The organism is Flagellimonas sediminis (assembly GCF_010500845.1).
Taxonomy (GTDB): domain Bacteria; phylum Bacteroidota; class Bacteroidia; order Flavobacteriales; family Flavobacteriaceae; genus Flagellimonas; species Flagellimonas sediminis.
The window spans coordinates 323,701-346,112 of sequence record NZ_JAAAMI010000005.1 but is presented as its reverse complement, the minus strand read 5'-3'; the positions used below and the strand labels follow the sequence as shown (position 1 = coordinate 346,112).

26 protein-coding genes and 1 pseudogene are annotated in these 22,412 nt (G+C 42.3%); 17 read left to right on the top strand and 10 right to left on the bottom strand.

From position 1 onward, the window contains the following. The 4 genes and pseudogenes from GTK07_RS19180 to GTK07_RS12410 form a co-directional block, all read left to right on the top strand. Window positions 1-431 (top strand): annotated as a pseudogene (locus tag GTK07_RS19180) (hypothetical protein); the annotation flags it as partial. A 189-nt stretch (window positions 432-620) separates the two neighbouring features. Continuing rightward, window positions 621-1,817, top strand: a complete 1,197-nt coding sequence (locus GTK07_RS12420) for a serine hydrolase domain-containing protein (protein ID WP_163635555.1) — start codon at window positions 621-623, stop codon at window positions 1,815-1,817. A 236-nt stretch (window positions 1,818-2,053) separates the two neighbouring features. Further along, window positions 2,054-2,824: a DUF6090 family protein gene (locus tag GTK07_RS12415; RefSeq protein WP_163635265.1), complete on the top strand. Its 771-nt coding sequence runs from the start codon at window positions 2,054-2,056 to the stop codon at window positions 2,822-2,824. Window position 2,825: 1 nt separating this feature from the next. Then, complete coding sequence (locus GTK07_RS12410; RefSeq protein ID WP_163635554.1) at window positions 2,826-3,200, top strand: iron chaperone; 375 nt, start codon at window positions 2,826-2,828, stop codon at window positions 3,198-3,200. A gap of 210 nt (window positions 3,201-3,410) precedes the next feature. Here GTK07_RS12410 and GTK07_RS12405 read toward each other — a convergent pair whose 3' ends face one another. Continuing rightward, window positions 3,411-4,394 carry a GlxA family transcriptional regulator gene (locus GTK07_RS12405; RefSeq protein ID WP_163635553.1) on the bottom strand — a complete coding sequence of 328 codons (984 nt, stop codon included), beginning with the start codon at window positions 4,392-4,394 and terminating at the stop codon, window positions 3,411-3,413. A gap of 176 nt (window positions 4,395-4,570) precedes the next feature. Between GTK07_RS12405 and GTK07_RS12400 the strand changes: the two genes are divergently transcribed. The 5 genes from GTK07_RS12400 to GTK07_RS12380 all read left to right on the top strand — a co-directional run bounded on the left by GTK07_RS12400 (window position 4,571) and on the right by GTK07_RS12380 (window position 7,065). Continuing rightward, on the top strand, window positions 4,571-4,804 hold the full coding sequence (locus GTK07_RS12400) for a hypothetical protein (RefSeq protein WP_163635552.1): 234 nt from the start codon (window positions 4,571-4,573) through the stop codon (window positions 4,802-4,804). Between the two features lie 76 nt (window positions 4,805-4,880). Beyond that, window positions 4,881-5,255 carry a DoxX family protein gene (locus GTK07_RS12395; protein ID WP_163635551.1) on the top strand — a complete coding sequence of 125 codons (375 nt, stop codon included), beginning with the start codon at window positions 4,881-4,883 and terminating at the stop codon, window positions 5,253-5,255. A gap of 75 nt (window positions 5,256-5,330) precedes the next feature. After that, window positions 5,331-5,720 carry a VOC family protein gene (locus GTK07_RS12390; RefSeq protein ID WP_163635550.1) on the top strand — a complete coding sequence of 130 codons (390 nt, stop codon included), beginning with the start codon at window positions 5,331-5,333 and terminating at the stop codon, window positions 5,718-5,720. A 111-nt stretch (window positions 5,721-5,831) separates the two neighbouring features. Next, a complete protein-coding gene (locus tag GTK07_RS12385; RefSeq protein ID WP_163635549.1) occupies window positions 5,832-6,620 on the top strand; it encodes a helix-turn-helix domain-containing protein in 789 nt (262 codons plus the stop codon). Between the two features lie 85 nt (window positions 6,621-6,705). After that, window positions 6,706-7,065: a cupin domain-containing protein gene (locus GTK07_RS12380; RefSeq protein ID WP_163635548.1), complete on the top strand. Its 360-nt coding sequence runs from the start codon at window positions 6,706-6,708 to the stop codon at window positions 7,063-7,065. Window positions 7,066-7,113: 48 nt separating this feature from the next. Here the strand turns inward: GTK07_RS12380 and GTK07_RS12375 are convergent, their stop codons facing one another. The 4 genes from GTK07_RS12375 to GTK07_RS12360 all read right to left on the bottom strand — a co-directional run bounded on the left by GTK07_RS12375 (window position 7,114) and on the right by GTK07_RS12360 (window position 10,188). Continuing rightward, window positions 7,114-8,232, bottom strand: coding sequence for a TlpA family protein disulfide reductase (locus GTK07_RS12375; RefSeq protein ID WP_163635547.1), 1,119 nt, complete (start codon window positions 8,230-8,232; stop codon window positions 7,114-7,116). A gap of 125 nt (window positions 8,233-8,357) precedes the next feature. Then, complete coding sequence (locus GTK07_RS12370; RefSeq protein WP_163635546.1) at window positions 8,358-9,215, bottom strand: universal stress protein; 858 nt, start codon at window positions 9,213-9,215, stop codon at window positions 8,358-8,360. Window positions 9,216-9,305: 90 nt separating this feature from the next. Beyond that, the gene (locus tag GTK07_RS12365; protein WP_163635545.1) at window positions 9,306-9,680 is read right to left on the bottom strand and encodes a GerW family sporulation protein; all 375 of its coding nucleotides are present in this window, start codon (window positions 9,678-9,680) and stop codon (window positions 9,306-9,308) included. 16 nt (window positions 9,681-9,696) lie between these two features. Further along, window positions 9,697-10,188 carry a hypothetical protein gene (locus GTK07_RS12360; protein ID WP_163635544.1) on the bottom strand — a complete coding sequence of 164 codons (492 nt, stop codon included), beginning with the start codon at window positions 10,186-10,188 and terminating at the stop codon, window positions 9,697-9,699. Between the two features lie 188 nt (window positions 10,189-10,376). On the opposite strand from GTK07_RS12360, the gene GTK07_RS12355 reads away from it, so the two are divergent. From GTK07_RS12355 to GTK07_RS12345, 3 genes are read left to right on the top strand one after another with little or no spacing between them, the layout of a single operon-like run. Continuing rightward, on the top strand, window positions 10,377-11,462 hold the full coding sequence (locus GTK07_RS12355) for an efflux RND transporter periplasmic adaptor subunit (protein WP_163635543.1): 1,086 nt from the start codon (window positions 10,377-10,379) through the stop codon (window positions 11,460-11,462). Next, window positions 11,459-12,721 carry an ABC transporter permease gene (locus tag GTK07_RS12350; RefSeq protein ID WP_163635542.1) on the top strand — a complete coding sequence of 421 codons (1,263 nt, stop codon included), beginning with the start codon at window positions 11,459-11,461 and terminating at the stop codon, window positions 12,719-12,721. Before GTK07_RS12355 ends, GTK07_RS12350 begins: the two co-directional genes overlap by 4 nt. A gap of 7 nt (window positions 12,722-12,728) precedes the next feature. After that, window positions 12,729-13,406: an ABC transporter ATP-binding protein gene (locus tag GTK07_RS12345; RefSeq protein ID WP_163635541.1), complete on the top strand. Its 678-nt coding sequence runs from the start codon at window positions 12,729-12,731 to the stop codon at window positions 13,404-13,406. A 7-nt stretch (window positions 13,407-13,413) separates the two neighbouring features. On the opposite strand, the gene GTK07_RS12340 is transcribed toward GTK07_RS12345, so the two are convergent. The 3 genes from GTK07_RS12340 to GTK07_RS12330 are packed head-to-tail and all read right to left on the bottom strand — an operon-like array spanning window position 13,414 to window position 15,970. Beyond that, window positions 13,414-14,403, bottom strand: a complete 990-nt coding sequence (locus GTK07_RS12340; RefSeq protein WP_163635540.1) for an MlaD family protein — start codon at window positions 14,401-14,403, stop codon at window positions 13,414-13,416. Window position 14,404: 1 nt separating this feature from the next. Continuing rightward, entirely contained in the window at window positions 14,405-15,187 is a 783-nt protein-coding gene (locus GTK07_RS12335) for an ABC transporter ATP-binding protein (RefSeq protein WP_163635539.1), read from the bottom strand. Beyond that, window positions 15,188-15,970: an MlaE family ABC transporter permease gene (locus GTK07_RS12330; protein ID WP_163635538.1), complete on the bottom strand. Its 783-nt coding sequence runs from the start codon at window positions 15,968-15,970 to the stop codon at window positions 15,188-15,190. A 136-nt stretch (window positions 15,971-16,106) separates the two neighbouring features. On the opposite strand from GTK07_RS12330, the gene GTK07_RS12325 reads away from it, so the two are divergent. From GTK07_RS12325 to deoD, 4 genes are all read left to right on the top strand, one after another. Further along, window positions 16,107-16,487, top strand: coding sequence for a hypothetical protein (locus tag GTK07_RS12325; protein WP_163635537.1), 381 nt, complete (start codon window positions 16,107-16,109; stop codon window positions 16,485-16,487). Between the two features lie 87 nt (window positions 16,488-16,574). Next, window positions 16,575-16,979 (top strand): hypothetical protein, encoded by a 405-nt coding sequence (locus GTK07_RS12320; RefSeq protein WP_163635536.1) that lies wholly within the window; start codon window positions 16,575-16,577, stop codon window positions 16,977-16,979. 1 nt (window position 16,980) lies between these two features. Then, window positions 16,981-17,619: a deoxyribose-phosphate aldolase gene (gene deoC, locus GTK07_RS12315; protein WP_163635535.1), complete on the top strand. Its 639-nt coding sequence runs from the start codon at window positions 16,981-16,983 to the stop codon at window positions 17,617-17,619. Window positions 17,620-17,628: 9 nt separating this feature from the next. Beyond that, window positions 17,629-18,333, top strand: coding sequence for a purine-nucleoside phosphorylase (gene deoD, locus GTK07_RS12310; RefSeq protein ID WP_163635534.1), 705 nt, complete (start codon window positions 17,629-17,631; stop codon window positions 18,331-18,333). Between the two features lie 14 nt (window positions 18,334-18,347). Here the strand turns inward: deoD and GTK07_RS12305 are convergent, their stop codons facing one another. Next, complete coding sequence (locus GTK07_RS12305; protein ID WP_163635533.1) at window positions 18,348-20,060, bottom strand: adenosylcobalamin-dependent ribonucleoside-diphosphate reductase; 1,713 nt, start codon at window positions 20,058-20,060, stop codon at window positions 18,348-18,350. Window positions 20,061-20,223: 163 nt separating this feature from the next. On the opposite strand from GTK07_RS12305, the gene GTK07_RS12300 reads away from it, so the two are divergent. Next, complete coding sequence (locus tag GTK07_RS12300; protein ID WP_163635532.1) at window positions 20,224-20,988, top strand: exodeoxyribonuclease III; 765 nt, start codon at window positions 20,224-20,226, stop codon at window positions 20,986-20,988. A 65-nt stretch (window positions 20,989-21,053) separates the two neighbouring features. Here GTK07_RS12300 and GTK07_RS12295 read toward each other — a convergent pair whose 3' ends face one another. Next, the gene (locus tag GTK07_RS12295; RefSeq protein WP_163635531.1) at window positions 21,054-22,358 is read right to left on the bottom strand and encodes an OmpP1/FadL family transporter; all 1,305 of its coding nucleotides are present in this window, start codon (window positions 22,356-22,358) and stop codon (window positions 21,054-21,056) included. Window positions 22,359-22,412: the final 54 nt, after the last annotated feature.

Genomic DNA, 22,412 nt, shown 5'->3' with positions numbered 1-22,412 from the left:
GCAACACTCAAATAGAATCGATCTTTTTAGTGGCTCACGTTCATCCGCCCCACTATGCTCACTTTGGTCCGCCGCGGGTGGCTCACTTTGACCCGCCGAAGGTGGTATACTATGCCCGTTTTTTGCACTTATTTTCGGAAAATAAAGATGATATGGATTCTGGAATGTTGGAGGATATAATTGCTCAAGCAGGTTCGTATATTTTTGAAGTTGCAAGACGTAATTATGGTGGAAAATATTATTGGTTTGACCAATTAAATCAACCGATTTTAGTTACGGGACAACCTGAATTTGAGATTTCAATTTTAGCTTTTGAGAAAGTTAAGCAACGAATTGAAAATGGTACAGAAGACAATATTCCTTTCTTTTTTGCAGGTTATTCAGAACGAGTAAAAAAAGGAAAAAAGGGAGACAGAGCAATGATAACATAAAAACGAACACACAACAATGGCTATAAGCAATTGCTTGTTCTCGCCTACTCAGAAAATCCTGCGGATTTTCAGCTTGTTGTGTACTTGCAAAGTTAAGTGCTAAACCGCGCAACTACTCATAGCCGAGACCGTTGTGCATAATTTAGGCACAAATATTGATTCGAAATTTAATCAATAAATTTTCAATCGATGAAACATACTATATTCTTCTTTATCGTCTTTGTGATATTTTCATGCCAAGTTCATTCACAAACAATTAAAAGGATAGATGATTCTATTATACATATTGAAACTCTAAATTCTAATTTTGAGCGTTTGCAGCGTGAAGCCAATGTTCATGGACTCACCATTTCTATTGTTACAAAAGACAGTATATTATTTCAAAAAGCATATGGTTCCAGAAATTTAAAGGGAAAACTACCTTTAGAAATGTCGAATAACTTTTATGCCGCCTCTTTAAGTAAACCTGTATTCGCTTTTATTGTGATGAAACTGGTAGATGCTGGAGTTATTGATTTAGACAAACCTTTGGTAGAATATCTTGATAAACCATTACCATCCTATACTTTTAAAGAGACCTATGAAGGGTATCAAGATTTGGAAGGTGATGAAAGGTACAAAAAGATAACCGCCAGAATGTGTTTATCTCATACCACTGGTTTTCCTAACTGGAGATATATTGGAAATTCGGGCATTGACATGAACAAACCACTAGAGATAGAATCAAATCCTGGAACTTTCTACAGCTACTCGGGAGAAGGCATTCAATTGCTTCAGTTTGTAGTGGAACAAGTCACTAAAAAAGGATTGGAAGAGTTGGCGCAGGCTTACGTATTTGAACCGTTTAACATGACCATGACTAGCTATTTATGGCAAGATAGATTTGAGACCAACTACGCGTTGGGGCATTACGGCAGAAAAAAGGTACTGGAACGACAAAAAAGGAATCGGGAATATGCTGCTGGAAGCATGGACACCACTCCAGAGGATTATGCCAGGTTCATTCAGGCAATGTTGGGAAGAAAAGGTTTAAGCCCAAAGGCATTTGATGAGATGTTCAAGCCACAAATTGCTGTTACCTCTAAACAACAGTTTGGAGATAATAGGTGGAAAACTACCGATGAAAATAAAAATATTAACTTAAGTTATGGCCTAGGCTGGGGTATATACGAGACCCCTTTTGGAAAAGCAATTTTTAAAGAAGGACACATGGATGGCTGGGAACATTATGCCATATTATACCCGTCAAAAAACATAGGCATGGTCATTATGTGCAATAGTTCAAACGGAGAGGGAATTTTTAAAGAGTTATTGGAAATTGTCATTGGAGATAGATGGATGCCTTGGTATTGGGAAAATTTTATACCTTATAATTTTAAAGATTAACCATGGCTGTAGATGAAATAAACCATGCACAGCAAAAGTTATATGTAATTCGGGGTACAGCGGGTAATTCAACCATAGTTCTTCGTAGCATCAACGCCAATTCGTCTTTGGCGATTTGGCTAAAAAAAATATAACCAAACGAATTGGCTTAGTGGCAGCCTGACAGTGAAAAGTTTCAAAGTCCCCCACTCCATATAGCCCAACCGTTGTGCCTCATTATAACCAACCACTGACCAATGATAAACTTCTTCAGAAGAATTAGGCAAAACTTACTTTCAGAGGGAAAAACTGGAAAATATTTGAAATACGCAATTGGTGAAACTGTTCTTGTGGTCATTGGTATTTTAATGGCATTGCAAATCAACAATTGGAATGAAAATCGAAAAAAAAGGGAACAAGAAGCCTACTATCTCAATCAACTTCTAGAAGATTTCACCATCAATAAATCTGTAGCCAAATTACTTATCGACTTTAATGGAATGCAATTCGAAAATTCGTCCCTTTTATTAAAAAGTTATACTGATTCGCTTACCCCAACGGAATCAAATAATTGGTTTTATGCCATGAACAAGCTTGGGTTTCTCCCCCACAATTCTTTTAATGACGATACATGGAAAGAGCTACAGAGTACCGGCAATATTGGATTGATCCAGAATAAATTACTTGTTCAAAAAATAGCGGAATTCTATTCCATTGTTGAAGATGTATCCATCTTGGAATCTGAATGGGGATTATTCAATCTGGATTTTCGCAACAAGACCAACGGTATTTTAGAACCGTCGTTGAGATTTAGAATTATGGACCTTACGCTCATAGGAAAGGATACGATTATTGATACAACCGAACAATTCCCTTCTTTCAAAACACATCTTGATGAATTAAAGAAAATTCAAGGATTACAAGGGTTGATCAGCGATATACAAATAAACAGAAATGTAGGCCATAAAGAAGTATTTTCTAAGATGGAAATTGGAATTGACTCCATAATCTCACTTCTTAAAAATTAAAATGAAAAAAAAGAACCCGACCAGCGTTGAAGAATATATTGAACAATTACCCGAAGGTGCCCAATCAAAAATAAATGCATTGCGCGCAATTTTAAAAAGTGTTGTTCCCGAAGCGAAAGAAGGATTGAAATGGGGAAAACCAGTATTTGAATCGGCAACGATACTCTTTGCATATTCCGCCCATAAATCTCATTTGAGTTTTATACCCACTGGGCCCGCCCTGAAACCGTTTGAAAAAGAACTTGTTAAATATACAACTAAGCAGGATTCTGTTCAGTTTCAATATGACGAACCCATCCCTGAAAATCTCATCCGAAAAATTGCCGAATACAGAAAAATGAGTGTCGAGGAAAATGGGGCAAAATGGAAATATTAAAAAAGAGTTGCACTACATGGCAATAAGTAAGTGTGAACTCCCCCACCCTTGGGCAGACACAAGACATTGCTTCTGGAATTTCTCTTGGATTTTCGGTATGGTGCAACTTGTAAGGTTAATTGCATACCTCCTCAAATATCCAATACATGGTCTATCTTCTCCAAACTGCCCCTATGATGTTGATCGCGATCGCTGTCAACCAATTTCCCTTTACGCACTGAACGCTTCCCGTTTGTATTTGACCATATAATCAAAGGGAGTCATTTCCGTATACTTTTTAAAGACCTCCCTAAAGGCTTTGGGGTCCGTGTACCCCGCGTCGTACATGACCTCGTTCACGGTTTTGAATCCTTTTTCAAATTCTTTTTTGGCCACTTCAATTTTTACCCGTTGATGGTACTCCAATACGGTATTCGAGGTAGCCTTTTTAAACCGGCGTTCAAAGGTTCTTCGGTTCAAGGCTACGGCATTGCTCAAATCTTCCACAGAAATCTTGTCCGTATAATTTTGCTCGATAATTTCCTGTGCCTTCAAAATAGAAATGTCCTGATGGGATTTTTGCCCCTTGAATATCATGAACGGCGTTTGGCTGTTCCTATCAATATCGATCATGAAACCCTTGGCTGCCAAAATGGCCAGTTCCCTACCTGCGAACTTTTCGATCAGGTAAATGATGAGATTGGTGAACGCATATGCCCCACCGCTCGTGTATATGCCCCCCGAATCGGTAACAATACGCTCATCGGTCAATATCACATTAGGAAAAAGCTCCCTGAACATGGGGGCGGATTGCCAATGGGTGGAACATGGTTTACCATCCAAAAGTCCGGTAGAGGCCAAGAAAAAAGAGGAAATGCACAAGCTAGCTATTTCTGAGCCTTCTTCATACCGATCAAGTAGCCATGGTATAAATGGCTGATTGTCTTCCAAGGATTGCAGGTAACTTTCATGGATTGCAGGTATGATGATCAGGTCGGTCCTTTGAACCTCCGCAATGGTCTGGTTATGGTGTACGGAGAACAAACCTTTATGGGTACCATCCCTATCATCCATAGCGACTAAATGAATATCGAAAAGCGGCTTACTGCCGGATTGCTGCAAGAATTCATTCACCCAGGACAACATTTGGTAGCTTCCCGCCACATTGACCACACTAATGGTACCCTGGGGCACCAATATTGAAACGTGTTTCATAACATCCTTTTTGATGATGAAAAGATATAAAAACAGATTGTCGCAATCAACCCCTCGGAATGTCGCAAAGACACACTCAATTTTTCACCTATCTCCAATAACTTGCCTATCAGTTCTTTAATCAGCATTTTAATATGCATAAGTCACAACACAACCATAGCCCACAAACACGAACCATGCACAGACCAAATCCAATAGAAATCTTTAAGACGAACGTGGAAGATGAATCCACGGCGGTTCGTACCGTGAATGCCCTACATGAAAATTTTAAGAATGTTTGTGCCAACTTCGATTTGGAAGATTGTGACCGCATTCTTAGGGTGGAGAGTTTGGACGGTAACTTCTTACTGCATGAAATACAACAGTTTCTGAACAATCTCAACCTTGAGGTTCAACTTATTATGGACTAGCCTTTACCAGATAACAGATAACAGATATCAGACTTCTGACTTCTGACATTTCTAACCACTAAAAACCATAAAACCAATGAAAAATAAAGTTTACAATGTAGTATCCATCCTTTTGGGATTATTATTGCTCAACGGCGGATTCAGCAAATTTTTCAACTACATGCCACAACCCGAAAACCTGTCGGAAGCCATCATAAAGGATTTCGACGCCCTAATGGAAATTTCATGGTTGATGCCCTTGATCGGAATTGCCGAAATTGTAGGTGGTATTTTGATCATCATTCCAAAAACAAGGGCCTTGGGCGCATTGGTCATCTTTCCTGTCATGGTGGGGATTCTTTTAACGAACACCCTTGTTGATACCAGCGGACTTATTATTTCCTTGGTCATTTGGGCCATATTCCTTTGGATTTTGATCGAGAACAAGGACAAATACAAACAATTGGTTTGACGCATTTCCTCTTTCAATATGAAGTTTTAATCCAAGCTTTTCATCACAACCTAATAAACCATAAACTATATATCCATGAAAAATGAAAATCCCGTTATTTGGTTTGAAATCTATGTAGACAATATCAACCGGGCAAAAAAATTCTACGAATCTGTTTTTGATTATGAGTTCAACCAATTGCCTATGCCGGATTCTGCATCCGATATGGAAATGTATTTTTTTCCAAGTGATATGCATTCCGAAAATCGGGCTTCCGGAGCCTTGGTGAAAATGGAAGGGATGTCACCCGGGAATAACAGTACCTTGGTCTATTTCTATAGTCAAGATTGTAGCATTGAAGAGGCAAAAATAGAAGCTGCCGGTGGATCCATCTGTAGACCCAAAACGTCTATTGGGCAATATGGTTTTATCGTTTTGGCCACGGATACCGAAGGCAACATGTTCGGCATCCATTCCATGAATTAATTTTTTTATCAGGCTATCCTTAGTATACCATAAAGAAATAATTCCCCAAATGCATCCCATCATAGTTTTGATTTGATAAGTTTGGGGAATTTCCATTTTCAAGGTTTTAATATGGTTGACATACAGCGCATAGAGACCATTGTTGATTTTACTCCAAAACGCATCAAAAAATACCTCTTCATTTGGTGCAACCAGGGAAAAATTGATATTGAAGTTGACCATAAAGCCATCACTATAAACAAAAGACAAGTACTTACGGTCACTTCTGGACAATACCACTGTTTCAAAAAGATGGATAATGCCCAAGGCTATTTGTTGGGCTTCACCTTGGATTATATGTGTAAAACGGAAAAGGACATTGAACTGATTTTTCAGAACAGTCTTTTTTGCCATTTTGATTACAATGAGGTCATTCCCATTGTCCACACTGAAGATTTGGATCGCGATCTTCAAAAAATTGAAGAAGAACTTCAGCATAAACCGTATCAATATCTAGAGTCCGTTCACTCCCGCATCGAATTAATCCTATTCGAGACCAACCGCTCCAAAATTGCCAACGGCGGTGAAATCTGGAAGCCAGATGCATTGTTTTTACAGTTTTTGGAGTTTGTCCGAAACAACTTCAACAAAAATCTTTCTTTGAAAGAAATTGCGCCACAACTGAAGACCACCGAGTTAAAACTGAACGAGTTGGCCAAACAACACGCAGGTAAAACAGCTCAAAATGTCATCTTTGGACTTGTAGTTTCCGAAGCCAAGCGAATTTTACAATATGAGAACTTAAGCATGAAGGAGGTCGCTTTTTCCTTAGGCTTTCAAGACCCCTATTATTTTTCCAAATTCTTCAAAAACCATGTGGGCATGTCGCCAACGGCCTATTTAAAAAGTATTGCTTCTTAAATTTTACATCTCAAACCCGAGATTTTCCATTTTTTAACGAAGCTGTGTTGCTGAATTTTGTCCCATCATGTAAAAATCAAGAACTATGAATATTAGGGATTACATAACCAAAAGCCATGGGTTATCCTGGCAGCCCCTTATTGAAAAAGGAATCCATTACCAAGGAGTTTTTGTGAAATCACTCCGTTTCGACAAGAGCACAAATCGGTCCAAAGCCATTTTATTGAAGTTTGAAGAAGGAGCTTCCTATCCATACCATGTGCATCCTGCAGGGGAAGAAATTCTTGTTTTGGAAGGTAGCTGTGAAATTCACCATGAGACCTTGTCTCAGGGAGATTATCTGTACACGCCTCCAAAAGGCAAACACAGTGTGCATTCAGAAAATGGATGTGTCCTATTTCTATCCATCCCGGAAGAAGTAATATTGGTACAAGAAACGGAATAAAGTCCATGAAATTGGACACTACTTAGATTTGGATTTTCACTTAATTGGTCAATCACCCAAGTAATTTGCCACAAATTGGACCAAATCCTCTCCGTGAAGATTTTTTGCCAACACTTTGCCATTTCCATCTAAAATGAAATTGGCAGGAATAGTGTGTATCCGCAAGGAATCCATTATAGGGTTTTGGTCCCCTTCGAGATGTGAGGCATGGAGCCAGCGGTTTGCCCCATCCTTTTGGATGGCATTTTCCCAAGCGGGTCTGTTACTTTCCAAGGCGTATGCAATCACCTGAAAGCCTTTATCATGGTACTTTTGCCAAAGGGGCAACAGCACATTTCGGTTTTCTAGCCGACAGGGGGCACACCAAGAGGCCCACACATCTAAAACAAGGAGCTTTTTACCATCCGTGATAGCATTGAGGCTGGTTTTGGAACCGTCAACCATGGGAAATTCAAGATTGGACATTTGATCCCCGACCAAAATGGGCAATTTTTCTTTACTGGCCAAAGCTGCCAACTCTTTGACCCATCGGTCGTTTGGATAACGTTCGGACCATTTTACTCCTTGGTTGACCAAAAATTCGGGAATGCGTTCGTAATTGCCTTCTGGACTCACCCATTTAATCGCCATTAAAGCTGGAAACAGTTCTGGGGTAGCATCAGCAAATTGCATCAGAATAGCTTGATATTCATGTAGTGCTTTTTCACGCTCCAACAATTGCTCATCCCCTTGCAATAGTTCCAGAGTGTTTTTATACTTCAAAAAAGCATTCTTTTTTAAATCTCGAAGTTCAAGGAAAGAAGCATTTACCGTTGATGGATTTTCTATAGTGACCGATGATTGAAATTGATCTATGGCGGCATTTATCACCAATGTTTCCCCACGAGTCCAGATCAACGGCATATAATTGTCCGAATCCGGATTTTCGTTTTCCAATCGATTGGCGTACCGTTCCCCTTTCTTTTGAACCACCACTTCCAACAAAACTTGACCTTCAACGTTCTTCAACGCCTCAAATTCAAAATGGCCCCTTCCATCGACCTCTGCAGAATCTAACAGTTTCCCGACAAAGCTTTGCCCCAATTGGTCAAAATTCTCCGGTTGGACCAAATATACCATTGGTTTCAACCCTTCAGCTTGTGAAATATCCAAATCACCAGAAAGCATGGGCTTTTGTAAACATGATACAAGAAAAAAAGGAATCAGTAGCAATCCATAAAAGTATTTCATACCACAAAAATAAAGAACTGTAATCAGCACAGATCGGCTAAAGTTCAGAGGTGTTAAAAAAATTATTTGGAAAGTTCAGAGGTATCCCGCAGCACCAAAAAAGGAATATCGCAATGGTATCCCAGCATATCCACATGGTGCCTCAACAATAGTTGATCTAAAAATTGATGTTTCCTGTTCATCATGACTACGAGTCCCACGTGATTTTTTTCAATATAGGTATGCACAATATTGGGCATGTATTCCTCCGTGGTGTCAACAAAGACAATGTCCTGAAGGTTTTTGAACATTTGTTTTAAATAGGATTTGTTATCTTTTTGTGATGGAGTCAGTTCAAAGTCCTCCAAAGCATGCAACACGTGTAGTTTTGCCTTGAACCTTGTTGCAATGGCCATCAATGGTTCCAATTCTTCCGCTTTGTATTTGGATTCATAGCCTGTGGGCAGTAACACATCCTTGATGGGTTTGAAATCATAGGAACGGGGCACTACCAAAACAGGCACCTTGCTTTTGCGGAGCACATGTACCGTATTGGAACCTAAAAAAAACTCCTTTGCCCCAGTGGCACCCTGGGTACCCATGACCACCATATCCACTTTCCTTCGTTCCGAAAATTCCCGTATTTCATCGGATAGCGTATTGAAAGAAGAAATCATTTCGAAACTGTGGTTTGGGTTCTTATATTCCTTTTCGATACGCTTTACGGTGTTTTCCAATCCTTCCAACGAAATATCCAGTCCAAAATCGGGAACGGCACTCATCGCGGGTCCACCTAAAAGATAATCCATTCTGTAAAATGCAGGTGTATAGGTATTCAAGATATAAAACTTGCATTTTTCATCTTTAAAAAAATGCAAAGCATACTCTATGGCATTCCATGCGTTTCTTGAAAAATCGGTGGGCAACAGCATATTTTTCATGACTTGATTTTTGTTATGTGGTTAAAGAAATGGGAAGCCGGGTTGTGCTATCCCCCAACAGTACAACCCGGTGAGTCAAGAACGCCAATTTTATACTACAACTTCTTCTTCTTTTCTGTTGCGTTCCTTGACGATGCGTTCGATCAAATCGGGCACTTTCTCAAAAGCTGCGGCCAAACCGTGTGTTTTGCCGGCTTCCAAGAAAGAAATCTCATCTCCCTTGGTTACCAAAAAACCGATGGGTTGGATGCCAATACCGGCACCTGCACCAACTCCTTCACCTTTTCTGGTCTTCCCTTCGATCCCTTCACCACCTCCGGAGCCAAAGCCCATACCTACCTTGATTACGGGAACACACTTAAATTCTCCCAGTTGGAAGGGTTCCCCCACAATAGTTTCGGTCTTGGCCTCTGTTTTAATAAAGTCCGTGACCTTGTTCAATAATTCTTCAAAATGTAAATCCATGACCTTTAGTTTACTGTTAAACAATTGATTTTATGATCCAGATGGGCCTATTGCGTAAGTCCACCCGTAAATGGTTCCTATCTTGAAAATTGATGTTGCAATGGCCCCAGTAGTGGTCCATAAAAGCAAAAGCAGGGTACATTTTAGCATTGGTGATGTAATCTCCAGTATCCATTTCCCATGCAAATTCGCGTACTTTGAAGGATTTTAGGAGCCGGATGACCTTCCGAAACCCTAACCTTCTCCCTGAACCCATTTTCTTGTCTTTTCCATGTTTCTTTCTCGATGTATGGGAATCGGTAATAGGATAAAAACTCCGTTCCACGAACAGGAAACGCATACGTACCCTTACTATCTCCTTTTCATCAGGTTCAAAGCTTAACCTGACAAGTCCTTTCAGCCTTAAAAAATACCTCGCAGAATCCGTATCGATATAAATTTGGATCGGTATAAAGAGTAACCCAAGGACAAGTAGCACAACGAACAATATCAAAGCATATAGTATCATCCGCTTTTTTGAGGCAAAGGAAAAAGGAAAGGTTTCCAAATGCAATGATCTGCGTCATGGAGTAGTATTTTGTTTGAGATAAAATCCATGTAAACAAGGTTTTGACCATAAACGGACCATCCTGACCCTTCTCATGTTTTAGTTCTGTTTTTTATTAGTAATTTGAAGGTTCAATCACGATGTTCATCATGAAACATTCGATACTGTTTTTGCTAATTTTCCCTGTTTTGTTCTCCTGTGGCAAAAAAAAGGAAAAAACCTATCCCCAATCCATGCCGTTGACCGAATCGGTCTATGCCTCGGCAACCGTTCAACCGGATAGCCTCTACCAAGCCTACTCCATTGTGATGGGTATTTTGGACCATGTTTGGGTAGAAGAAGGCGATGAAGTGTCCAAAGGGGATCGGATCCTACAAATTACGAACACTTCCCCGGAACTGAACCTTGAGAACGCCAAATTGGCCCTGAAGCTGGCACAGGAAAATTATAACGGGAATGCGGCGATGTTGTATAGTATCATGGATGAGATCCAAGCAGCGGAGCTTAAACTCCAAAACGATTCCATCAACTATTACCGTCAAAAAAACCTTTGGGACCAGAATATCGGTTCCAAAGTGGAGTTCGACAACCGTAAATTGGCATTTGAGCTTTCCCAAAACAATTTAAAACTGCTGAAAAAGAAATACCAACAGTCCAAAAATGAATTGGAAACCCAACTCCGTCAGGCACAGAACAATTATCAAACCTCACTGACCACGACGGAGGATTTTACCATCACCAGCAAAATAGACGGAAAGGTGTACGCCATTTACAAGAATCCAGGCGAAATAGTGAATACCGTGGAACCCGTTGCCGCTGTTGGCCGCAGCGACATCTTCATTGTGGAACTCTTGGTGGATGAGGTGGATATTGTAAAGTTGAAATTGGGACAACGGGTATTCATCACCTTGGATTCCTACAATTCAAGGGTGTTTGAAGCCACCTTGCACAAAATCTATCCACGAAAGGATGAACGCTCCCAAACCTTTAAGGTTGAAGCATGGTTCGTGGATCCGCCCACCACTTTATATCCAGGGCTTTCCGGTGAAGGCAATATCATCATCTCGGAAAAGGCAACAACGCTTACCATTCCAAAGGAATACTTAGTACAAGGTTCTAAAGTATTGACCGATGATGGAGAAACCGAAGTGACCCTTGGCCTACAAAATTTGGATAGGGTGGAGATCTTGGGAGGGATCACTGAAAAAACGGCCATCTACAAACCCGAACCATGATCAATTGGAGTGTCATACTAGGGATAGCCAAGACCCATTTGTTGACCAAGATGAAGTCTACGGGCACTGCCACCCTTGGTGTTACCTTTGGAATCGGGGCTTACATAACCTTGGTCAGTTTCATGACTGGACTCAACGGCATGCTAGATGACCTAATACTCAACCAAACGCCCCACATCCATATTTATAATGAAATAAGACCTTCGGACCATCAACCCATATCATTATATGGCGAATTCAAGGATGCTTTCAACATGGTACATTCCATAAAACCCAAACAGAACCAAAAAAAAATACACAATGCCCTGCCCATCTTGGATTACCTCAAAAAGCACCCTAACGTAAAAGGGGCCACACCACAACTTCGGGCACAGATATTTTATCTGTCGGGGTCAATTGAATTGGGAGGTAACCTGGTAGGTGTGGACATTATGGAAGAGGTCCGTCTTTCCAATATCCAGGATAACATTGTTGAGGGTACTCCAGAAGCATTGAAAAACAATGACAGTGGTATATTACTAGGTGCCGGATTGGCCAAAAAAATGTCGTTACACGTGGGTGACAGGGTACAGATCAGCACTGTGTACGGAAACATTTTCCCCTTGAAGATTGTGGGTATTTATCAAAGCGGTATTGCAGAAATTGATGATTCCCAGAGTTTTGCCAACCTAAAGACCGTTCAACGTATTTTAGGTGAGGCCGAAAATTATGTCACGGACATCAATATAAAATTGGTGGACATTGCCCAGGCAGTACCCATGGCGCGACAGTTGGAGACACAATTTAAAACGAAAGCCATCGATATCAACCAGGCCAATGCACAGTTTGAAACAGGTTCCAACATCAGGAACTTGATCACGTATGCTGTCTCCATTACCCTTTTGATCGTGGCCGGATTTGGCATCTACAACATTTTGAACATGCTCATCTATGAAAAAATGAAGGACATTGCCATATTAAAGGCAACCGGGTTTTCAGGTAGAGACGTGCAACTCATCTTTATGGCGCAGGCCATGATCATCGGATTTGTTGGTGGAATACTTGGCTTGCTCATCGGATTTGTACTTTCTCGAGCTATCGATCATGCCCCTTTTGAAACAGAAGCATTGCCCACCATCACTACCTATCCCGTCAATTACAACCCCGCCTATTATATAATAGGGATTACTTTTGCCCTTTTATCAACCTTTATTGCCGGGTACCTGCCATCCAATAGGGCCAGAAAAATGGATCCGGTGAAAATCATCAGGGGAACCTAGGAGCACTATGGACTACGTACTGGAAGCAAGAAATATTGACAAGCATTTTCACAAACCCAAGGATTTTCATGTACTTAGGGACATTACTTTTGGAGTGAAGAAAGGGGAATTTGCCACTATCATGGGTAAATCCGGTTCCGGTAAATCCACCTTACTCTACATTCTTTCCACGATGGATACCGATTATACCGGAGCGTTGTACCTCAACCACGAGTTGGTCACCGGAAAGACCCATCAACAATTATCACGTATCCGTAACAAGAACATTGGTTTTGTATTTCAGTTCCATTACTTGCTTTCAGAATTCAGTGTATTGGAAAACGTGATGCTACCGGCAAAAAAATTGGCGGAAAAAACCAATGCCCAGATTGAAAAGGATGCCCTGCAAAAGTTGGAAATGTTACATATCGGACATTTGGCCGACCAAAGGGCATCACGTATTTCAGGTGGTGAAAAACAGCGAGTTGCCATTGCACGCGCACTGATCAACGACCCCACCATCTTAATGGGCGACGAGCCTACAGGGAATCTGGACAGCCACAACTCGGAAAACGTGTTCAACATTTTCAAAAACCTAAAGGAAGAGCAAGGGTTATCACTTTTGGTGGTGACACATGATGAGGATTTTGCCAAACGTACCGATCGTATCATCCAAATGGAAGATGGGATGATCCTGAATCCTTAGTTCAAGATCAATTCCTGTTTTCGTTGGCTTTTTTCTGTTCCTTTTCCAGTCTTCGAAAATAACCTCGAGTCAAAAAATTGTGCTTTAGCGCTTCCATGTTTTCATTGAATTTTTCGGTCCCTTCCTCAATGTTCTTCATGGTCCTCATGAATTGGCTGGTCAAAACGGTATCCTGGATTGCGTATTGAAGGGCACCTTTGCCGTTTTTCATCTCACCCACCCATTGGTTCAGGGTTTGGGCCGTTTTATTGATTTGAGCACTGGTACTATCCATATTGATGAGGATAGTATTGAGTTTCTTTGCCGATACACTATCGGAAAGCAGCATGCCCGAAATAGTTTGGTCCGATTGTGCCCCTTGAACCATTCTTTGCAACTCATCCATCGTTCGGTTCATCTTTTGGCTACTATATTTGAGATTGCTCATGATCTGTTTCAGGTCGTCGCCCATTTTAGTATCGTTGAGCAAGCGTCCCAACGTTCCCCTGCCATCCATCAAGGATTGGGTCACCTTTAGCAGATCTGAAGTGAGCAAAGCAGCATTCTCATTGGTAACGCTAAGGGTGTTGAGCATGTTTTGGGAAGAAATCCTACTGTATGATTCCAAACGATCTCCCTCCATAACGGAAGCCGCTTCCCCTACCCCTGGCACGATATTCACAAGCATACTGCCCACCAAACCATCCGAACCAATAGTGGCAATGGCATTTTTCCTAATGTGTTCCCTCATTTTTTTCTCGACCTTCATTTGGACTACGATGGTAGTATCGTTCATCATATCAATTTTATCTACCGTACCGATATTGATTCCCGAAAAACGGACATTGTTCCCCACTTGCAACCCATTTACATTGTTAAAGACAGCATTCACCGTAAAGTTTTTAACGAACATATTTTGTCTATTCCCAATGAGATAGGATGCCACTAGGATCAATAAGGTGCCCAACACCACAAAGATGCCCAGTTTCAGATTTTGAATGGAAGTCTTGTTTGTCATATCACTTTTTAAAAAATGCGTTTACCTTGGGATCTTGGGAACCAATCAGCTCCGTAAAGGTTCCCTCTGCGTAATTGATCCCATCTACCAATAAGATCATCCGTTCCGAAATTACGCGGGCGCAATCCACATCGTGGGTGATGATCAATGCCGAAGTGCCATATTTATGTTGAATGTTCCGCATGAGTTCTATGATCTCTTTGGAGGTAATGGGGTCAAGGCCACTGGTGGGCTCATCGTACAAGATCAATTTTGGTTTCAGGATGATGGCACGTGCCAACGCCACTCGTCTTTTCATTCCTCCCGAAAGTTCCGAGGGCATCAAATCCATGGTATGGGCCAATCCCACATTCTCAAGTGCTTCCTTTACCAAAGGTAAGGTATCGGTGATTCCTTCGAATTTCTTACGATGTCGGCGCATGGGAAACTCCAAATTTTCACGCACCGTCATGGAATCGTACAGGGCACTTCCCTGAAACAGAAAACCAATATCGGAACGAAGCTCATCCAGTTCCATTTGGTCTAGTTGGTCAATATTTTTGCCTAAAACCTCGATGATTCCGCTATCAGGAGCCATCAGTCCCACCAAACATTTGATCATTACGGATTTGCCGGAACCTGATTTGCCCATGACCACCAAATTTTCACCTTTCCGCAAAACCATGTTGAACCCTTTCAAAACTTCATTGTCCCCAAAGCACTTGCGGAGATCTTTGATCTTTATGACGATTTCTTCCGAGGTCGGGGCCTCTCTTATGGGCACTGTTTTATCTTCTATTTTCATCTACAGTTCATAAAAAATATCAGAAACGAATACGGCAATAAAATCGACCACGAAGAGTAGCAAGGAGGCCATGACCACAGCGGTGTTGGCGGCAATGCCAACGCCAGCCGTTCCCCTACCCGTCTTATACCCTTTATAGCAGCCTGTTAATCCGATCACAAAACCAAAAAAGAAGGACTTGATGGTGGCTGGAATCAAATCCCCGAAGGACAGTGCTTCAAAAACTTTGTTGAAATAAAGTCGGAACGAGACATTCCCTTTGAAGAATTCCACCAGGGAAGAACCATACAGGGCAATCAAATCCCCGAAAATGACCAGTAACGGCAACATGAGGGTCGCTGCCAAAATTCGGGTGACCACCAAATACTTAAAGGGATTGGTGCCCGAAACCTCCATGGCATCAATTTGCTCGGTCACCTTCATGGAACCCAATTCGGCCCCAAAACCGGAGGCGATCTTCCCGGAACAGATAAGGGCAGTGATTACAGGACCTACTTCCCTTACTATGGAAATGCCCACCATATTGGGCATCCAAGAAACCGCCCCAAACTCGATCAAGGTGGGCCTGGTCTGCAAGGTCAGTACTAGACCGATGATAAATCCGGTGGTCACGACCAATAATAAAGACCTGTTTCCCACTTGGTAACATTGTCTCAACAGTTCTTTGAACTCAAAGGGAGAATTTACGGCCTGCTTAAAAAAGCGTGCCGCGAAATGGGAAAGATCGCCTATCTCCTCGAAGAATTGCTTGGTCCTTTGGACCATGTTAAAATCGACCTCCATAATTTCCGTTCAATTGTAGTCCTCTGGCTCGCAACATGATAATAAAGCTAACCCAAACCAAAACTTCTTGGAATGACCTAGATCATTTACTCGAATAGGCCCACTGCCCTACCTTGTTGTATTAAATAGATGAGCCATGAAAAAGTTTATTCCAATACCAATTGTAATGCTTGCCCTGTTGGCCATGCAAGCCTGCGGGCCGGTACTGGTTTCTGCCCGCTTGGGAGACCCACCACCTCCATGGTTTTATCCACATCGTGCGGAAACTGTTCGCTATGTATTCTTTCCGGACATCAGTATTTATTACGACCTGTCTACCAGAACCTATATCTATTTGGATGGCGGTATCTGGGTAAGGCATCGTGAATTACCGAGCCGATACCGTAGTCAAGACCTGAACCGATATCGCTACGAACGGATCCGTAATTATTATGAAGATGACATCCAAAGGTATCATCAAGAAAACAATGCTAACCGGGGCCGTAGCAACAAAACGGTAACCAGAAGAAGTAATTAAAGCGGTAGGAAAATCAAAAAAATAACCCTTGTCCTATGAAAACGTAAGGCATTGATTGTACTTTTATGGGATATTAACTTTTAAGATATGCTGAATTCAGAGAAAATAGGAAACGAATTTTACCAAAACCTAGGCAAGCTGTTTTATGCTGTTGCGATGGCCGATGATCAAGTAAGGTCGGTAGAAATTGAACGAGTACGAAAATACGTCCGACAACATTGGTTGGATGTAGATCAAGTGGAAGATGAATTCCAATCCGACGCCGCTTACCAAATTGAAACGGTTTTTGATTGGTTGGATGAAGAGGAAAAGGACGGGAACGAATATTTTGACCAGTTCAAGGAATTTTATAAAGATCACCCCGAAAAATTTACTCCGGCCTTGAAACAATTGATCATGGAAACTGCCGAATCCATTGCAAGTTCCTTTGCGGGCAAGAACAGATCGGAAATGATCGTGCTCATGGAGCTTGAAAAGTTGTTCGCCCATTAAAATGGATTTAGCAGACCATATAGACCATACTAACCTAAAAGCCACTGCCACAATGGATGATATTCAAAAATTGTGCGACGAGGCCAAAACCCAAGGTTTTTATGCGGTCTGTGTGAATGGGTGCCATGTTTCCCTGGCCAAAAAGGCATTGGAAAATTCCAAGGTAAAACTCGCCGCCGTGATAGGGTTTCCCTTAGGTGCCATGTCTACAAAGACCAAAGTTTTTGAGGCCAAGGATTGTGTGTTGAACGGTGCAGATGAAATTGATATGGTCATCAATATTGGATGGCTGAAATCCAAAATGTACGAAGCTGTAGGGAATGAAATCCAAGCCATTAAATTGGCCATTGGCGATAAAATCCTGAAGGTAATTTTGGAAACCTGTTACCTAACGGATGCAGAAAAAGAAAAAGCCTGTTCCCTCTCCGTGGAGGCCGGTGCCAACTTTGTAAAGACATCCACTGGATTTGGTAGTGGCGGTGCCACCTTTGAAGATGTGATTTTGATGAAAAGAGTGGTTGGCAACAAGGCAAAGATCAAAGCTTCAGGGGGCATCAAGGATAAAGAGACCGCGTTAAAATACATAGAACTGGGTGTTTCCCGCATCGGAACCTCCTCTGGACCCACACTATTAAAATAAACCATTCGCATGAGCATACACATAGAAGCCAAGAAAGGAGAAATTGCAGAAACCGTACTGATGCCCGGGGATCCCCTTCGGGCCAAATGGATTGCGGAAACTTTTTTGGACGACCCTATTTGCTACAATAGGATTCGAGGTATGCTAGGTTACACCGGTACGTACAAGGACCATAGGGTTTCCGTGCAGGGAAGCGGTATGGGTATGCCCTCGTCCATGATCTATTTTCACGAGCTCATCAAGGATTATGGGGTAAAGAACATCATTCGGGTAGGATCGGCCGGGTCATACCAAGCTGACGTTAAAGTGAACGACGTAGTCCTGGCCATGGCAGCCTCAACCACTTCCGGTATGAACAATTCCCGGTTTCTCAACTCCGATTATTCCCCTACCGCCGATTTTGAACTGTTCCAAAAAGCGGTAAACTATGCCAAAGAGCACAACATCCCCGTAAAGGCGGGCAACATCCTTTCCTCAGACGAATTCTATGGGGATGACCCGGAAGAATACAAGCTTTGGGCCCAGTACGGTATTCTTTGTGTGGAGATGGAAACTGCCGGACTTTATACCATTGCAGCAAAATACAATATAAGGGCCCTCACCGTTCTTACGATTTCAGATTCCTTGGTCACTGGGGAACGGTTATCGGCCAAAGCCCGTGAAAACTCGTTCACGGATATGGTTGAAATTGCCTTGGCAGCAGCAATTTCGTAGAAAAACGGGTCGGCCTAGCAATTGGCACTTTTGTTCAAATGACAGGCCTGCAGCACTTGGTTGGCCTTACTACCGTCCCTATAAACGGTAATACCCTTTAGTCCATATTCCCAAGCAGTCCGATAAATTTCAGAGATGGTCTCCGTATCTGTTTCATGGTTCAAGTTGATGGTTTTGGACACGGCATTGTCCGTATATTTTTGGAAGGCCCTTTGGTGCTGTAAATGATATTGCCAAGGTATCTCCAGACTGGTTAGGAAAAGCTTTTTGATTTCCTGAGGAATGGTTGCCAGGTATTGAATGCTTCCGGTGGACAAGACCTCATCTTTTAGGGACTCGTTCCATAATCCCAACTTTTTCATCTTCGAGACAAATATAGGATTGATCTCCAACTGGGTCTCGTTTTCCAAGATGCCCACCCGTTTGTAGGCCAAGGCATACAAAGGTTCAATGGAATAGGATGTATCGGCGATCACCGAAATACTACCTGTAGGTGCAATACTATTACAAGTGGCATTCCTCATAGGAGTCTTGGGACTAAAAATACTTTCTTCCCAATTGGGAAACGCTCCCCGTTCCCTTGCCAAGTCTTCAGAGGCTTCGTAGCTTTTGGCCTGTATAAACTGCATGATCCGTTCTCCCAATTCCACGGCCGTGCCCGAAGCATAGGGTATGTCCAAAATAGCCAACAATTCTGCCCACCCCATAACGCCCAGACCTACTTTTCGATTGTTCTTGGTCTCGGTTTCAATTTGGGGGAGCAGATAATGGTTGGCAGAAATGACATTATCCAAAAATCGCATGGAAACCTGAACACAATGCTCCAATGTCTTCCAATCCACCTGCCATGTACCATTCCCGTGTTTGACCATTTTTGAAAGGTTCAAGGAGCCCAGATTACAACTTTCGTATTCAAACAAGGGAACTTCACCACAAGGATTGGTGCTCTGTATTTTACCAAGTTTGGGTAACGGGTTATGTCTGTTGATGGTGTCCAAAAAAATCAACCCGGGATCCCCGGAGGCCCATGCCTCAGCAACGATCAAGTCCCATAGTTTTTTGGCTCTAATGGTCTTAGTAATTTTGTTATTCCTTGGGTTGATCAAATTCCAATCCTCATCATTTTGCACCGCCCTCATGAAACTATCCAAAATCCCAACGGAAAGATTGAAATTTTGAAGTTCGTCCCTTTTGGATTTTGATGTAATGAATGCCTCAATATCGGGATGGTCCACATTCAAGATACCCATATTCGCACCTCTTCTCTTGCCTCCTTGCCGTACCTGCTCTGTTGCCGCATCGTAAACTTTGATAAATGCCAAAGGACCGGAAGAGGTTCCGCCCGATGATGAGACACGGTCACCTTGGGGGCGAAGTTTGGAAAAGTTATATCCCGTTCCCCCTCCGCTCTGATGGATCAGTGCCATATCCTTCAACGTGGAAAAAATACTATCCAAACTATCTTCCACGGGCAATACAAAACAGGCGCTCAACTGTCCATTGGGCAACCCGGCGTTCATTAAGGTGGGTGAATTGGGCAAAAAATAGAGATGGGCCATCAAATCATAGAAACGATTTTCCCATGCGGCCTTATCCTCTTCAACACTAGCGATATGTTTGGCCACCCGCCTGAACAATTGTTCGGAGGATTCCACAATCTTGCCATGGGCATTTTTCAGAAAATACCTTGCTTCGAGCAGATGAATAGCGTTATTGGAAAGTTTCATTTCGTTTCAAACTAAAATCCAAATAAATGTACTGTACCGCGGTTTGGAAGGCTATGACTTAGATCAGTGCTTTGCTTGCCTCGAATTGATGGGTTGATGGTATTTACGTTTCCAAGACCACCCAATTTCCCTATCTTTAGCCATAAAGTTTAAAGTAGAAACCATGCGAATCATCTCTTGGAACGTGAACGGTGTCAGGGCCGTTGTGAAAAAGGATTTTTTTGAAAACATCAAAAATTTGGACCCCGATATTCTCTGCTTGCAAGAGACCAAGGCACAGGACCATGAAGTGGAAAACGAGCTCTCCATTATGGGGAATTATGTTTCCTATTTTAACTCGGCCAAAAGAAAAGGATATTCCGGAACTGCTCTGCTGAGCAAACAAAAACCATTGTCCATCAACAATGACATGGGTGTTCCGGAGCACGATACCGAAGGAAGGATCCAATGCGCGGAATACAACAACTTTTATCTGGTGAATGTATACGTGCCCAATTCCGGGCAGCAATTGGACCGTTTGGATTATCGAAAGACATGGGATGCGGATTTTCTGGCCTACTTAAAAAATTTAGAGACCAAAAAGCCCGTTATTGTTTGTGGGGATTTTAATGTGGCCCATCGTCCCATCGACCTGAAAAACGACAAATCCAACTATAATAAGACAGCGGGGTATACCCAAATCGAAATCGATGGGATGGACAATTTTTTGAATTCGGGTTTTGTGGATTCTTTCCGACAACTGCACCCAGATGAAGAGGCCTACACGTATTGGAGCTACCGTTTTAAGGCCAGGGAGCGCAATGTGGGGTGGCGCATCGATTATTTCTTGGTGAGTCCCAGCCTTATGGACAAAGTAAAATCCGTTGAAATATTTCCGAATGTGCTTGGCTCGGACCACTGCCCTATCGCATTGGACATCGAACTATAACATAAAATGAAAAAAGCCCCCAAGTATGGGGGCTTTCATATTTAGGTCGGTTATTTTGCACTATCTCACAATTTAATGGAAGCACCTATGCCTATCATGGAAGTGGTCATATCATAAGAAACCTTGCTCCCTGGAATGGCCCCGTAAGGTGGGTATGCTTGTGCAAATTGAGGGTTCAACAATGGACCAGAGGTGGAACCTCCACTGGAACCGTAATGGTAAAGGGCATCCATCGTGAACTTATCACTGAACTCGTAGCTAAACCCTACTTGGAAGGCATTTTTAATGATGGCGGTTGCGGGAATATTAAAAAAGGCCACATCACTATCTATAGGATTGGAACTATAGGTGTACCCGACCCGTATCGGAAACTTGTTGATGCCCTTGTACTGCAAACCGGCAGAAACGATGTTGATGTTCTTCCAACCAAAACCTTGAACAGAAGCGGTTTGGGTCCAACCCACAGCGGAAAAACCATCGGTGTTTTCATAGTCTACAATCCTGTAATCCAAGGCTAAATCAATGGTGCCTAAGGAATAGCCCAAACCAAAGGATAGAATGGCAGGGTAATCCATATTGAAGGAGTTGGTTCCTGTAGTACCGTCCAAATAGGTGTTATCCAATTCGAAATCGCCAAAATACTGGGTAGTTTTATAGGATACCCCTGCCTTTATACCCGAATGGGAGTTGTAAAAGAGTCCGACTTGACCTCCGAATCCTAGGGCAGATGCTTTGTCCGTGGATGGATATCCGGCTTGTGTGGGATTGGCTGTTGGGTTGGGCATCAATTCCAAAGCCGCATAATCTAGGGTAGGTTGAATACCGAAAGAAAGCTCATCGGTCAGCTCATAGGCCCATGCCAATCCAATTTGGAGCAGCATGTAATCCGATTCCACCCGTCCAAAACCACCCATGCTCTGCGGCATGTTGATGGGGTTGGACATACTTTCCGGAAAGGTGACCCCAAAGCCACTGATCCCAAAAACGGATGCTCCAAAGGTATGTTTACTCTCTGGTTTGCCCCAAACCATGGCCAATGCAGGCATTGGGGAAACACCACGATCATCCTTGGTAGTGCCGCTGTAAAAATTTCCGGTGGGTTGCCCCTCACCATCAAATTCAGGAACAGTAGAACTCAGTTCAGGAGAAGAAAAGAACAACCCAACATCCAGTTTTAGGATGGTGTCGTCAAAGGTCGAAATAGTGGCCGGGTTCCAATGTAAAGCTCCCGAAATATCCAGGGGCTGAGCAGTAGCGGCCCCACCCATGGACATATTCACCGAACCCACCCCTTGCATAATGTGTCCTGCTTGGGAAAACATCGTTGTAGAAAACAAGTAGACACACCATAAAAAGAAGAAATTTTTCATTTGAACAGATTTAAACAGTAAATGACTTTTTCACCTGTTTTGCCAATGTGAACA